The 13,536-nt window shown below is 55.7% G+C and carries 13 protein-coding genes; 8 read left to right on the plus strand and 5 right to left on the minus strand.

The annotated features are described in order from the left end of the window. Nucleotides 1-37 precede the first annotated feature (37 nt). The gene (locus C6A40_RS20065; RefSeq protein ID WP_008500295.1) at nt 38-1,000 is read left to right on the plus strand and encodes an FAD:protein FMN transferase; all 963 of its coding nucleotides are present in this window, start codon (nt 38-40) and stop codon (nt 998-1,000) included. On the opposite strand, the gene dcuR is transcribed toward C6A40_RS20065, so the two are convergent. Then, the gene (dcuR, locus tag C6A40_RS20070; protein ID WP_008500296.1) at nt 981-1,700 is read right to left on the minus strand and encodes a two-component system response regulator DcuR; all 720 of its coding nucleotides are present in this window, start codon (nt 1,698-1,700) and stop codon (nt 981-983) included. The two genes, C6A40_RS20065 and dcuR, sit on opposite strands and share 20 nt — an antisense overlap. After that, nucleotides 1,697-3,313, minus strand: a complete 1,617-nt coding sequence (locus tag C6A40_RS20075; protein ID WP_023293867.1) for a sensor histidine kinase — start codon at nt 3,311-3,313, stop codon at nt 1,697-1,699. Before C6A40_RS20075 ends, dcuR begins: the two co-directional genes overlap by 4 nt. A gap of 165 nt (nt 3,314-3,478) precedes the next feature. On the opposite strand from C6A40_RS20075, the gene C6A40_RS20080 reads away from it, so the two are divergent. After that, nucleotides 3,479-4,342, plus strand: coding sequence for an N-acetylmuramic acid 6-phosphate etherase (locus tag C6A40_RS20080; RefSeq protein WP_008500299.1), 864 nt, complete (start codon nt 3,479-3,481; stop codon nt 4,340-4,342). 57 nt (nt 4,343-4,399) lie between these two features. Here C6A40_RS20080 and ompC read toward each other — a convergent pair whose 3' ends face one another. Next, nucleotides 4,400-5,542, minus strand: a complete 1,143-nt coding sequence (gene ompC, locus C6A40_RS20085) for a porin OmpC (RefSeq protein WP_023325575.1) — start codon at nt 5,540-5,542, stop codon at nt 4,400-4,402. Between the two features lie 284 nt (nt 5,543-5,826). On the opposite strand from ompC, the gene C6A40_RS20090 reads away from it, so the two are divergent. The 3 genes from C6A40_RS20090 to C6A40_RS20100 all read left to right on the plus strand — a co-directional run bounded on the left by C6A40_RS20090 (nt 5,827) and on the right by C6A40_RS20100 (nt 8,477). Then, nucleotides 5,827-6,528, plus strand: a complete 702-nt coding sequence (locus C6A40_RS20090) for a phosphohydrolase (RefSeq protein WP_025913343.1) — start codon at nt 5,827-5,829, stop codon at nt 6,526-6,528. Between the two features lie 61 nt (nt 6,529-6,589). After that, nucleotides 6,590-8,005 (plus strand): DNA cytosine methyltransferase, encoded by a 1,416-nt coding sequence (locus tag C6A40_RS20095; RefSeq protein WP_023293871.1) that lies wholly within the window; start codon nt 6,590-6,592, stop codon nt 8,003-8,005. Next, nucleotides 7,986-8,477, plus strand: coding sequence for a very short patch repair endonuclease (locus C6A40_RS20100; protein WP_008500303.1), 492 nt, complete (start codon nt 7,986-7,988; stop codon nt 8,475-8,477). The genes C6A40_RS20095 and C6A40_RS20100 overlap by 20 nt, the downstream gene beginning before the upstream one ends. Here the strand turns inward: C6A40_RS20100 and yedA are convergent. Then, the gene (gene yedA, locus C6A40_RS20105; RefSeq protein WP_021241392.1) at nt 8,449-9,363 is read right to left on the minus strand and encodes a drug/metabolite exporter YedA; all 915 of its coding nucleotides are present in this window, start codon (nt 9,361-9,363) and stop codon (nt 8,449-8,451) included. The genes C6A40_RS20100 and yedA overlap by 29 nt on opposite strands. A 178-nt stretch (nt 9,364-9,541) precedes the next feature. Between yedA and C6A40_RS20110 the strand changes: the two genes are divergently transcribed. From C6A40_RS20110 to dgcQ, 3 genes are all read left to right on the plus strand, one after another. Next, entirely contained in the window at nt 9,542-10,453 is a 912-nt protein-coding gene (locus tag C6A40_RS20110) for a DUF808 domain-containing protein (protein WP_045336394.1), read from the plus strand. A 78-nt stretch (nt 10,454-10,531) separates the two neighbouring features. After that, complete coding sequence (locus C6A40_RS20115; protein WP_008500307.1) at nt 10,532-10,714, plus strand: YodC family protein; 183 nt, start codon at nt 10,532-10,534, stop codon at nt 10,712-10,714. Between the two features lie 73 nt (nt 10,715-10,787). Beyond that, a complete protein-coding gene (gene dgcQ / locus C6A40_RS20120) occupies nt 10,788-12,488 on the plus strand; it encodes a cellulose biosynthesis regulator diguanylate cyclase DgcQ (protein WP_021241391.1) in 1,701 nt (566 codons plus the stop codon). Here dgcQ and C6A40_RS20125 read toward each other — a convergent pair. After that, the gene (locus C6A40_RS20125) at nt 12,473-13,273 is read right to left on the minus strand and encodes a mannosyl-3-phosphoglycerate phosphatase-related protein (RefSeq protein ID WP_114191381.1); all 801 of its coding nucleotides are present in this window, start codon (nt 13,271-13,273) and stop codon (nt 12,473-12,475) included. The genes dgcQ and C6A40_RS20125 overlap by 16 nt on opposite strands. Nucleotides 13,274-13,536: the final 263 nt, after the last annotated feature.

Consider the following 13,536-nt stretch of genomic DNA (forward strand, 5'->3'; position numbering starts at 1 on the left):
GCGGAGCTTGCCGGGGCTACTTCTGAGGACTCCTGCCATGCCTGATAGCCATCGCGTTTACAGCTACTCCGCCGTTCTGATGGGCTCGCCCATCCTCCTGAAACTCTTCTCCCATGACGAAGCCCTCGCGTCCCGCGTGTTTCGTCTGATCAAACAGTACGAAGATCTGCTCACCGTTAACCGCGCGCACTCGCAGGTGATGGACATTAACCATGCGGCGGGCCAGCATCCGGTCACCGTCAGTCGGCCGGTGTTTGATCTGATCCGCTGTGCAAAAGCGGCAAGCCTGCTCAAGGACAGCGCCTTTAATCTGGCGATCGGTCCGCTGGTGAAGCGCTGGAAGATTGGCTTTCAGGGGGACAGCGTTCCGCCTGCCGATGAAATCGCGTCGCTGCTGGCGATAACCCGGCCCGAGGATGTTCTCCTTGATGAGGCCAGCAGCAGCGTGTTTCTGACCAGAGCGGGGATGGAGATCGATCTGGGGGCGATTGCCAAAGGCTATATCGCCGACCGGGTGCGGGATTACCTGCATAAAGAGGGCGCGGAGCTGGGGCTGATTAACCTCGGCGGCAACATTCAGACGTTAGGCTCGCCGGAAGGGGGCTGGAGCGTCGGGCTGAAAAAACCGTTCGCCGGAGATGCGCTGATCGGCACGATGATCGTTGAGAACGTGTCCGTCGTCACGTCGGGAACCTACGAGCGCTATTTTGAACAAGACGGCAAACGCTATCACCACATTCTTGATCCGCGCACCGGATATCCGCTGGACAACGAACTGGACAGCGTGACCATCATTTCCAAAGATTCCATCGACGGCGATATCTGGACCACGCTGATGTACGGCATGGGCGTGGAGAAGGGCTGTGCCGCGCTGCGTGCGCGCCCCGACATTGAGGCCATCTTTGTGACCAAAACAAAAGAAGTGGTGTTCTCTTCAGCACACCACTTCCGCTTTACCCTGCTGGATGATACCTACCGCGTTACTGACAGTATTGCTTGAGCAGGCCCGTTTGCTCCGGCTGAAGACGGTAGCGATACACCGGACGCCCGGTGGCGCCGTAGTGAATGCTGGTGAACAGAATATTGATTTGCGCCAGCCAGATCAGGTATTTGCGGCAGGACACGCGGGAAATATTGACCGCGTTTGCCAGATCGTCGGTGGAAAACTCCGTCTCCGGGTGAGCGTCAATCCACTGGCAAATCGTGCGCAGCGTTTGCGGCGTTAACCCTTTCGGCAGCTTTTTGCTGTCCGCCAGTTCCGGCGCCCCGCCGTGGATCAGGCGGTCGACGTCCGCCTGCTCGTAATACTGGTGCGACCCCATCAGGCTGTGCTTGGCCTTCCAGCCGTTCAGCGCCTCTTCAAAGCGCGGGAACTGGAACGGCTTTATCAGATAATCCACCACGCCGTAATGGATGGAGGTCTGGATCGTCGCGGCGTCGGCGGCCGAGGAGATCATGATCACGTCGATTGGGCGGCCGGATGCGCGAATCACGGGCAGCAGATCCAGCCCGTTATCCTGCTGCATATAGACATCCAGCAGCACCAGATCGACGGGCTGGCTGGGGTTATTAATGATGGCCTCGGCCTGGCTTAGCGTGGAGGCGACGCCGCAGCAGCTAAAGCCTTCAACACGGTTGACATACAGACGGTTGAGGTCGGCTACCATGGCGTCATCATCGACAATTAACACATTTATCACGCGATTTTCCTCTCGCTATCCCAGGGGATGTGAACAAAAAATTGGGTAAATACGCCGGGCTCAGACTCGACGGAGATATCGCCGCCAAGGTTCTGAATCTGCTGGCGAGCAAGGAACAGCCCAACGCCGCGGTTTTCACCTTTTGTTGAGAAGCCCTTTGTAAAAATAGACTCCAGCTGAGTGGGATCAATGCCGGGGCCATCGTCGCTGACTTCACAGCTGAGCCAGCCATTTTGATAATGCAGCAGCAGGCCGATCTCGCCCTCCTGCTGTCCTTCCATCGCGTCGAGCGCGTTTTCAATGAGGTTGCCCAGCGCGGTGATCAGCACCGCGACCTGCTCTTCACTTGCGGTATCCGGTATCTGGCTTTCATCCGCCAGCGTCAGGGTGACGCCCGCTTCTTTCGCCCGGTTGATTTTACCCAGCAGGAACCCGGCAACCACCGGGGATTTTACCTTGCTCTGTATCGTACCGATATCCGTCTGGTAATGATGTGCCGTCTGGAGAATGTACTCTTCCAGCTTGTCGTAGCGCTTAATATTCAGCAGGCCGAGTATCACATGCAGTTTATTCATAAACTCGTGGGTGTGGGCGCGCAGGGCATCGACGTAGTTAACCATGCCGTCCAGACGCTGCATCAGCTGGCTGACTTCCGTTTTATCACGGAAGGTGGTGATGGCGCCGATCACCCGATCCTGACTTTTCACGGGGACCATGTTGCACAGCAATAGTCGACCGTTGCAGCTGATCTCCTGGTCCTGGCGTGCGACGCCCGTCTTCGAGACGTCACGCAGGCTAGCCAGCAGGGGCGCGCTGGTGTTTTCGGTCTGCTTGCCGGAGGGGAGAAGCAATATTTCTCTGGCGGTCTGATTAATCATCGTCACGCGGCCGTGTATATCAACGGCCAGAACACCCTCGCGAAGCGACTGCAGCATCGCCTGGCGCTGTTCGAACAGGGCGGAGATTTCGTAGGGTTCGAGCCCGAACAGAATGCGCTTCAGAACCCGCACCAGACCCCAAATCGCCATAGAACTCATAAAAATACTGAACAAAATGGTCCAGACGGCGTTGAGCCGCCCGCGAGCGATCTGCTCTTCAACCTTATTCAGGGAGATTCCGACGACCACCACGCCAATCTGCTCGTGCTGGGCGTCGTAGACGGGCGTAAAAACGCGCAGCGCTTCGGCGAGCGCGCCCCGGTTAACCGATACGTTCTCTTTGCCTTCCAGCGCGGGCGTTAAATCGTCACCGATAAAATGCAGCCCGAGCAGCGCCTCATTCGGATGAGAGTAGCGGATCCCGCGCATATCAGTGACCACGGTGAACAGCAGATCGTTTCGCTTCGTCACCGCCTGGGCGATGGGCTGAATAATGTTCTCCTGCGGTGCCTGCATGAGGCCGCGCTGGATCTCGGGGCTGTCGGCGAGGGTGCGGGCAATGCCGAGCGCGGTGTCTTTGACATCATCGCGCGTTGCGCGGGTGATCTGCACCGAATAGAGCGCAAAAACCACCAGCAGAACTGAACCGATAATCGCGCACACCATCAGCGTGACCAGCGTATTGAGTTTCATGGGGCGCTTGCGCGTCGGAAGAAAAGGCTGCAAATCGCTCATCAATACTCCGCGATGATTAAGTAAGAGGGTAATTATCGCCGATGACGCACTTTTCTTAAAGCCATGTAAAAGCGTGGATTTGGTCCTCTTTTCGTGACCCTCCTCGCAGGTCATCTATATAAAACACTTTATAGTGTGTGGGTACTCATAATAAGGAGGCTGTTTATGAGCATTATGCTTACCGGTTCGGTCAAGGAAAGACGGCACGCCAGCACGATGAATATCGATAGATTGTCCACGCTGGACATGCTGAAAGTCATTCACCAGGATGATGCACTCATTTCTGCTGCTATCACCCCTTGTTTACAGACGATTGCCCGTGCGGTGGATAACGCTGCCGCGACCCTCAATCACGGTGGTCGTCTGGTCATTGTCGGGGCGGGGCCGTCTGGTCGTGTCGCGCAGCAGGTTGCCGATGACTATGCGCCGGGCAAAACCCCTGTGATGGCCGTAACGGCACAAGAGGGGGAAGGGAGCTACGAGCGCGGCGTTTCCGACCTGCAGGCCATTAAATTTGGTGAACACGATATGATGCTGGCCGTGACCGTCAGCGGAAAAACGCCGTGGGTCTGGGGAGCGATGCGGCATGCATGGTCGCTGGGTTCGCCGGTTGCCGTGATTACCGGTGATGCGCAAAGTGAAGCCGCGCAGCTGGCGAGTATGGTTATAGCCCCCGAACTGGGTGCCGATGTGGTGGCCGGCTACCTCAACACCAAAGCGGGGATCGCGCAAAAAATGATCCTCTCGATGATCGCTACCGGGCTGGCCGTTAGAACCGGGCGCGTATACAGCAACCTGCGGGTGGATCTTGAGGCAAGCAACACCAAATGGGCCGAACGTCAAATCGCCATTGTAATGGAAGCGGGGGGATGCTCCCGGGCGGAGGCAAAAGCGGCGCTGGAGAGCTGTAACCATCACTGTAAAACAGCGGTATTGATGGTGCTGACAGGGCTGGATGCGTGGAAAGCTCATGAGCTGCTGGCGCAGAATAACGGGTTTATCCGCGTGGCGCTGCAGGAAGCGCCGTAATACGTACCGTTAAGAAATAAAAAAGGCCGCAGATGCGGCCTTTGGTATTTTTAGAGGTTAGAACTGGTAGGTCATGCCCACACCAACGATGTCGTCGGTGGAAATACCGTATGCGTCATACAGCGCTTCATCGTTGTCCAGCATGTTGATTTTATAATCAACATAAGTGGAGAAGTTTTTGTTGAAGCTGTAGGTCATGCCCAGGTCGATGTAGTTAACCAGATCCTGATTGAATCCTTTACCGTCCAGATCTTTACCTTTTGAGTAAACCCATGCCAGGGAAGGACGCAGACCGAAGTCGAACTGGTACTGTGCAACCGCTTCAAAGTTCTGAGTCTGGTTGGCGATACCAACGTTGCCGATTGGCGTCATGTTGCGGGTTTCCGCATACATCATCGCCAGGTAAACACTGTTTGCGTCGTATTTCGCGCCAACGGTCCAGGCTTCAGCTTTTTCGCCACCCGCAAAACCGATGCTTTCTGCGGCTTTGCCGTAGGCAACCTGATCGTTGGTACGGTCAGAAGAAGAGTACGCTGCACCCAGGCTCAGGCCGGACAGATCGCCAGAGAAGTCATAGGAGGTGGACATACCGAAGCCGTCGCCGTTCTGGAAGCGTACGTCTTTATGACCGTTTTTAGTGCCTTCCTGATCTTCGTTAGCGTTAGCACCTTCGTTAGCACCCTGATACTGCAGCGCAAAGTTCAGGCCATCAACCAGACCAAAGAAATCATTATTACGATAGGTCGCAACACCGTTGGTACGGCCAACCATAAAGTTATCAGTCCAGGTGTAGGAATCACCGCCAAATACAGGCAGCATATCGGTCCACGCTTCAACGTCGTACACGACGCCGTAATTACGGCCATAATCAAATGAACCGTATTCGCCAAATTTCAGGCCAGCGTATGCCAGACGGTTAAAGGATTTATCACCCGCGCCTTCGGTATCGTTAGCGTAGGTTTTATATTCCCACTGGCCGTAACCGGTCAGGTCGTTAGTGATCTGGGTTTCGCCTTTGAAACCAATCTGTACATAGGTTTCATCGCCATCGTCGCCAGGGTTGTCAGAGAAGGTATGACGCGCGTCGACCTTGCCGTACAGGTCAACTTTGTTGCCGTCTTTGTTGTACATTTCAGCCGCATTTGCTGCGCCTGCCATTAATAATGCGGGTACAAGAATTGCCAGAACTTTTCTTTTCATTATATATTCCCTTTAAAGATAATTTATATGAATATATGTAATTACCCTCCGTAATTACAGGGTTGATACTATTCCAGGAGATGTGATTTAGTTTCAAAAATAAATGTAATAAAATTCTATGAAATATTTCAAATTATTTCTATAAATCTCTTTATTTTTCCTGTGAATTAATTAATTGAATTTATATGGTGTAATTATTATTAAATATTTCGCATTTCTATTTTTAAATTTATTTAATTTGGCTATGTTATAATTCATCCTCTTTTTAACAACAGGACATGACGATGGAACTGGCCCGGTGGCAGCATGGCTTTGAGCGCTGGCTCAAGGAAAATCATCAGAACGACGATACCGCACATGATATTTCGCATTTTCGACGGGTCTGGATGACGGCGCAAAAAATCATGGTTCACCACACGGTCGAACCGCGGGTGATTCTGGCCGCATGCTATTTTCACGATATTGTCAGCCTGCCGAAAAATCATCCCGAACGCAGTCAGTCGTCAAGGCTCGCCGCGCGTAAGACGAGCGACATTCTGCGCCGCGACTTTCCGGACTTTCCGCCAGAGCATATTGCCGCCGTCGCGCACGCGATTGAGGCGCACAGCTTTAGCGCCGAAATCGCGCCGCAGAGTATGGAAGCCAAAATAGTGCAGGACGCTGACCGGCTGGAAGCGTTAGGTGCTATCGGCCTGGCGCGCGTTTTTGCCGTCTCGGGCGCGCTGGGCGTGCCGCTATTTGACGCGGACGATCCCTTTGCCGATGCGCGCTCTCTCGACGATAGGGCATTTGCCCTCGACCATTTTCAGACCAAGCTGCTGCGTTTGCCTGATACAATGCAGACGGAAATGGGCCGCGAACTGGCACGTCACAATGCCGATTTCCTGATCCAGTTTATGGCGAAACTCAGCGCCGAATTACACGGCGACTGCCTCGGGCTGGATAGCCAGGTGCTGAGCCGCTTCCGTCGCAGTTTGCGCAACTGAACTGTGGTAATCTGTTCCCAGTCTTTACTCTCCGGTTAAAAGAATGCAGGAAAATCGAGCAGTGAAAGAGCCCGCGCCCGCGCAGGCTGAGAAATCAACGGCAACGGTGCAGGCCTTACTGCGCCAGCTGTTGGATATCTATGATGCTAAAACGCTGGCCAGTCTGCTGGTGGCGCACGGCGAAAGCCACTGGAGCCCGGCGATCCTTAAACGTCTGCTGACCAGCGAGCGAGCAGGGCGTCGCCTGAGTGAAGGCGAGTTTCGTTATCTGCAAAACCTGCTTCCGCGACCTTCTGCCGCGCACCCGAACTATGCCTTCCGGTTTATCGATCTGTTTGCCGGTATCGGCGGTATTCGGCACGGTTTTGAAGCTATCGGCGGACAGTGCGTATTTACCAGCGAGTGGAACAAGCACGCCGTGCGGACCTATAAGGCCAACTGGTACTGCGACCCGCACGAGCATCATTTCAACGCCGATATTCGCGATGTCACCCTGAGCCATAAAAGCGGCGTGAGCGATGAGCAGGCCGCCGAGCATATTCGTCAGACGATCCCCGCGCATGACGTGCTGCTGGCCGGCTTTCCGTGCCAGCCTTTTTCGCTGGCCGGCGTCTCCAAGAAGAATGCCCTCGGACGCGCCCACGGTTTCGCCTGCGATACGCAGGGAACGCTGTTTTTTGACGTGGCGCGCATTATTGACGCCCGTCGTCCAGCCATTTTTGTACTGGAAAACGTCAAAAACTTAAAAAGCCACGACGGCGGGAAAACCTTCCGCATTATCATGCAAACGCTGGATGAGCTGGGTTATGACGTGGCCGATTCAGAGGACATGGGCGCGGACGATCCTAAAATCATTGATGGGAAACATTTCCTGCCCCAGCATCGCGAACGTATCGTGCTGGTGGGCTTCCGCCGCGATCTCAATCTGAAGGGGGATTTCACCCTGCGGGATATTCCTTCTCTGTATCCCGAGCGCCGTCCTACCGTGGCCGACCTGCTGGAACCGGTCGTCGACGCGAAATTTATCCTGACCCCGGTGCTGTGGAAATACCTTTACCGCTATGCCAAGAAGCATCAGGCGAAAGGCAACGGCTTCGGTTTTGGGATGGTCAACCCGAACGATCCGCACAGCGTCACCCGCACGCTGTCTGCTCGCTACTATAAAGACGGTGCGGAAATCCTGATCGACAGAGGCTGGGACAAAGCGCTGGGTGAAAAAGATTTCGACGATCCGCACAACCAGCGTCATCGCCCACGGCGCTTAACGCCGCGGGAATGCGCCCGGTTGATGGGCTTTGAAACGCCGCAAGGCTACGGTTTCCGCATTCCGGTTTCAGACACCCAGGCGTACCGCCAGTTTGGTAACTCGGTCGTCGTTCCCGCGTTTGCGGCTGTCGCAAAACTGCTGGCTCCGCGCATCAGACAGGCGGTGGCGCTACGCCAGAGTGAGGCCGTCAATGACGGACGTTCACGATAAGGCCACGCGCAGTAAAAACATGCGTGCCATCGGCACGCGTGACACCGCCATTGAAAAGCGCCTGGCCGCGCTGCTGACGCAGGCAGGGTTTGACTTTCGCGTGCAGGATCCCGCCCTGGCGGGTCGTCCCGATTTCGTCCTCGACGCCTGGCAGTGCATCATCTTTACTCACGGCTGCTTCTGGCACCATCACGACTGCTACCTGTTTAAAGTCCCCGCGACGCGCACCGATTTCTGGCTGGATAAGATTGGCAAGAACGTCGAGCGTGACAAACGGGATCTTTCAATGCTTATTGCGCAGGGCTGGCGGGTGCTGATCGTCTGGGAGTGTGCGCTGAGAGGCAGACTAAAGCTGAACGATACCGATCTGCGCGAACGGCTGGAAGAGTGGATCTGCGGCGGCGGTCAGACCGCGCAGATCGACACGCAGGGTATTCACCTGCTTACGGTTTCTCCACCTCACAAGGCGTGACCACCGGTTTTGCCGGCAGCAAATATTTGCCCAGCGTGACCAGTACGACGGCAAACACGATGATCCCTAAAGCAATCCATTCCACAGGCGAGAGCGTTTCTCCTCCCAGTCCTGTCCCGAGCAGCACGGCCACGACCGGGTTAACGTAGGCGTAGCTGGTGGCGACCGCCGGGGAGACGTTGCGGATCAGGAACATATAGGCGTTAATGGCGATGATAGAGCCAAACAGCGCCAGGTAGCCCACCGCGAGAAAGCCCGACAGGTCCGGCAGCGCGGTCAGCTTTTCTCCCGTCAGAGTGGAGGCCAGAAGCAGGACAATCCCCGCGGCGAGCATCTCAATCGCACCGGCCATCATGCCGGTCGGCAGTTCGATACGCGACCCGTAGACGGAGCCGAACGCCCAGCTCATCGAGCCGATCAGGATAATCACCGCGCCCCACGGATTCCCGCTCAGGTTGCCGCCGCTGTTGAGCAGAACAATGCCGGCCAGCCCAATCCCAATCCCCAGCCATTCCAGCTTGCGGGTGCGGATGCCGAAAAGACGGCTGAAGCAGAGGGTAAACAGCGGTACGGTGGCAACGACCACGGCGGCGATCCCGGACGGGACGTTCTGGTGCTCGGCAATCGTCACAAACCCGTTCCCCACTGCCAGCAGCAGCAGGCCGATCAGGGCGGCATTCAGCATCGGGCGCAGCGGGGGAAGCTTATGCCCGCGCAGCATCAGGAAGGCCAGCAGCAGGATACCCGCCGAAAGGAAGCGGATGCCCGCCATCATCAGCGGCGGCCAGCTTTCCACGCCGATGCGAATGACAAAGTAGGTTGAGCCCCAGATGATGTACAGCGAAAAGAGTGCCCCGATGAGCGGTAGCAATTGCCGAAAACGCATAATCCCTCACGACGAAATAAAAAGGTCGCTGATAGTAAACGCGAAAACTATCGCGCTGGCGAGCCCTTTAATTGTGTAGCTGATGTGAATTTTTTGTTGACGTAAGGTGCCTGTTTCCGGGTTTGCGCTTTTGCTCCATACTATTCACTTAATTACCAAAAAATGAAGGATTAAGATTTTGGCAGGAAGTAGCTTATTAACATTGCTGGATGATATAGCCACCCTACTGGACGACATTTCAGTGATGGGGAAACTGGCGGCGAAGAAAACCGCAGGCGTGCTGGGCGATGATTTATCGCTTAACGCGCAGCAGGTGAGTGGGGTGAGGGCAAACCGTGAACTGCCGGTGGTGTGGGGCGTGGCGAAAGGCTCCTTCCTGAATAAGGTGATCCTGGTGCCGCTGGCGCTGCTGATCAGCGCCTTTATCCCCTGGGCCATCACGCCGTTACTGATGATCGGTGGGGCATTTCTCTGCTTCGAGGGCGTGGAGAAAGTGCTGCATTCCTTTAGCGCGCGCAAGCAGAGCGATACGCCGGAGGTGCGCCAGCAGCGTCTTGAAGCGCTGGCCGCGCAGGATCCAAAAACCTTCGAGCGCGATAAGGTCAAAGGCGCCATTCGGACCGACTTTATCCTGTCTGCGGAAATCGTCGCGATTACGCTGGGGATTGTCTCTGACGCGCCGCTTGTGAACCAGGTGCTGATCCTCTCCGGCATCGCGATTCTGGTCACCGTGGGCGTGTACGGTCTGGTGGGACTGATCGTCAAGCTGGACGATATTGGCTACTGGCTGGAAGAAAAGTCGAGCGCGGTGGCAAGAGGCATCGGCAAAAGCCTGCTGGTGCTGGCGCCCTGGCTGATGAAGAGCTTGTCGGTGGTGGGAACGCTGGCGATGTTCCTCGTAGGCGGCGGAATTGTGGTTCACGGCATTGCGCCGCTGCACCATGCCATCGAACATTTCTCCTCCACGCAGGGGGCCGTTATCGCGGCGATTCTGCCCACGCTGCTGAACCTGGTGCTGGGCTTTATCATTGGCGCTATCGTCGTTGCGACAGTGAAGCTGGTTGAGAAAATTCGCGGCACGTCGCACTAATTGTTACCGTCGGCAGGATGCAAAAAGACCATTCCTCGTCTAAATTGAAACAGTTTCACCCTGATACAGGAGGCAGGTATGGTCTTTTTGGTCAGTGATGAAGTTAAGCCTAAAAAGGGCGGCCCACGTATGATCGTCACCGGGTATTCCAGCGGAATGGTGGAATGCCGGTGGCACGATGGCTATAGCATCAAGCGGGAAGCATTCCGTGAAGATGAGCTTCAGCCGGGGGACGGGCAGCACAAACGGGACAAGGCTTAATCACATAACGCCCGGCTTTGCCGGGCGTTTTTATCTCAGGTTTCGGGTATAGAGCAGTAATCAGGGAGTGTGTGTGCAGCGCGATACCTTTGTTGTAAGACAAACTTTTTTGCAATGGCTGCATAAGCGTAGCAATCCGGGGCGGATTGTTAATCTCTGTTTTCTGATCGTTCTGGTGTTTTCCACGCTCCTGACCTGGCGTGAGGTGGTGGTGCTGGAAGAGGCGTACATCTCCAGCCAGCGCAATCATCTGGATACGGTGGCCAGTTCGCTGGACAGGCAGTTACAGAACAGCGTCGACAGGATGCTGTTATTCCGCCAGGGTATGCATGATGCAATCGAGACGCCGCTGGCCTTTGATGTCCTACAGGATGCGGTGTCACGTTTTAACACCGTCCGCATGCTCCCCACCTGGCAGCTCGCCGTTGATAAAAAGCGCACCCTTCCCATCAACGGGGTCTCGGATGCGTTCGTGGATAAAACCACGCTTCTGAACCGGGACGCTGAGCGCATCAGTCATGAAATTTCTGCCGCGCTCGAAGTGGGGTATCTGCTCAGGCTGGCGTCATCGAGAGCGCAAACGGAAGCGCGGGTGATCTACGTCTCCCGCGCCGGTTTTTTCCTTTCCACGGATACGCCGGATCGGGCGGGTGATATTACCGCCCGCTATTATAATCTGGTCACGCAGTCCTGGTTTACCCAGCAGTCAGAACGTAACAACCGCGCCCGCGCCGTGCGCTGGTTTATCTCCACGCCTTCATCCTGGACCGGGGATGAACGCACGATCACCGCCAGCGTTCCCATCTATTTCGATCATTACTGGTACGGCGTCGTGGCGATGGATTTTACATTAGACACGATGCAGCGTTTGCTGACCGACGCGACGGAAGACCGGACGGAGGGGGAGTATCAGCTGTACGATACTAGGCTTAATATGATTGCCACCTCGGCCCACGCGGGAAGTCCGGTTAACCAGTTTGACGAACGCGAAACGGCGCAGATTGCCCAGGCGATTGAACATGATACCGGCGGCGGTATCCGCCTCGGGAGCCGGTTTATCACCTGGGAGCGGCTCGATCATTTCGATGGCGTCGTCCTGCGGATCCACACCCTGCACGAAGGGGTACAGGACGACTTCGGCAGTATCAGCATTGTGCTGGCGCTGCTGTGGGCGCTCTTTACCGCCATGCTGTTGATCTCGTGGCTGGTGATCCGTCGGATGGTGAGTAACATGTATACGCTTCAGCACTCGCTCCAGTGGCAGGCCTGGCACGATCCGCTGACCCGATTGAATAATCGCGGCGCGCTGTTCGACCGCGCAAAATTGCTGGCGGAAACCTGTCGTCAGCAGTCTCTGCCGTTCTCGGTGATTCAGATCGATCTCGACTATTTTAAAAACATCAACGACCGTTTCGGCCATCAGGCCGGTGATAAGGTGCTTTCCCATACGGCAGGCGTGATTGCCAGCGCGTTACGCAAGAATGACGTGGCCGGACGCGTCGGTGGCGAAGAGTTTTGTGTGGTCCTTCCCGGTCTTGGTCTGGAGGAGGCGAGAGGCGTCGCCGAACGCATTCGTTGCCGAATCAACAGTAAGGAGATCCTGGTGAAGAAGAGCACAACCCTGCGCATCAGCGCGTCACTGGGCGTCAGCAGCGCGGATGAAACGGGCAATTACGATTTTGAACAGCTGCAGTCCGTGGCGGACGCCCGGCTGTATCAGGCCAAGCAGAGCGGGCGTAACCGGGTCGTGTGGCGGGATCAGGACAGGAAATGATCCAGCCCCTCCTGCCAGCCCGCAGGCCCGGGCTGTTGGGTGTGATAGACCCGCGCGGGGTTATCGTCCCGTAGCGTGATGCCCTGGCGGTTAATCCCCTTGATCACCACCGCGAAGTCCATGCTGTCGAGCAGCGGCGCATCGTTGGGACCGTCGCCGAGCCCTAGCGTGGTGGGTTCAATGTCTTCCTGCTCGCGATACCGTTCAATCAGCCAGTTAACCGCCACGTCTTTACCGCAGCGGGCGTCCAGAATATGCCAGAAGCGCGCCCCCTGCAGGCATTGCAGGCCGCTGTGCGCCAGTTCCTCTTCAAACTGGAGCAAGTTCTCGTCGGTATCGCGCCAGATCAGCGTGACGGAGGCTTCGTGCTTGCGGGCAAGCGTCGAACGGTAGCGCGTCAGTCCGGTCCACTCGCTAATAACGTGCTCATCCACATCGTCAAAGGTGGTGAATTTAAAGCCCGTCTGCAGGCGAATCTGCTCGATCCGCGGACGAATATCCCGGTGCGTCATCCCTCTAATCTGACGCTGGATAGTGTCCCAGCGCACGTCAGGCTGAATCACCGCGCCGTTCTCGGCAATAAACGGCAGGCCTTCCAGCCCCAGATCCTGCTGAATATCCAGCATCTCTGCCGCGGTTTTGCTGCTGCAGAGAATGATCGGAATCTGGTTATCCTGCAGCCTGTCCAGCCAGGGCTTGGCGGGTTGCCAGTCATAGGTATGAATATCCAGCAACGAGCCATCCAGGTCGGAAAAAATCAGCAAGGTATCCCGCAGTGAAGGCATAGTGACTCCCGGTGACGGATGCGTTTCGCTCTAAGAAAATTCCTAAAAAATATCCGAATTGTTAACCGGAGAAATGAGAGTATTCCCTGGCAAACCCGCATTCGGCGTATGTTATTGCTCATAACCAAAAGCATTATGTTAAAAATATTATATTCATCCTAAGAATATATGCTTGTCAGACAAATTCGTTGGGGATAGTGTGGCATGTACATCAGATTTCCTGGTGTAACGAATTTTCAAGTGCTTCTTGCATAAGCAAGTTT

Source organism: Enterobacter sp. GER_MD16_1505_Eko_090 (assembly GCF_003331015.1).
GTDB lineage: Bacteria > Pseudomonadota > Gammaproteobacteria > Enterobacterales > Enterobacteriaceae > Enterobacter > Enterobacter roggenkampii.

Bases quoted from the DNA above. Each gene is read 5' to 3' on its own strand.
- C6A40_RS20125 (WP_114191381.1), bottom strand. From the start codon at position 13,273: ATGCCTTCACTGCGGGATACCTTGCTGATTTTTTCCGACCTGGATGGC.
- C6A40_RS20065 (WP_008500295.1), top strand. From the start codon at position 38: ATGCCTGATAGCCATCGCGTTTACAGCTACTCCGCCGTTCTGATGGGC.
- C6A40_RS20080 (WP_008500299.1), top strand. From the start codon at position 3,479: ATGAGCATTATGCTTACCGGTTCGGTCAAGGAAAGACGGCACGCCAGC.
- ompC (WP_023325575.1), bottom strand. From the start codon at position 5,542: ATGAAAAGAAAAGTTCTGGCAATTCTTGTACCCGCATTATTAATGGCA.
- C6A40_RS20100 (WP_008500303.1), top strand. From the start codon at position 7,986: ATGACGGACGTTCACGATAAGGCCACGCGCAGTAAAAACATGCGTGCC.
- C6A40_RS20115 (WP_008500307.1), top strand. From the start codon at position 10,532: ATGGTCTTTTTGGTCAGTGATGAAGTTAAGCCTAAAAAGGGCGGCCCA.
- C6A40_RS20075 (WP_023293867.1), bottom strand. From the start codon at position 3,313: ATGAGCGATTTGCAGCCTTTTCTTCCGACGCGCAAGCGCCCCATGAAA.
- C6A40_RS20090 (WP_025913343.1), top strand. From the start codon at position 5,827: ATGGAACTGGCCCGGTGGCAGCATGGCTTTGAGCGCTGGCTCAAGGAA.
- yedA (WP_021241392.1), bottom strand. From the start codon at position 9,363: ATGCGTTTTCGGCAATTGCTACCGCTCATCGGGGCACTCTTTTCGCTG.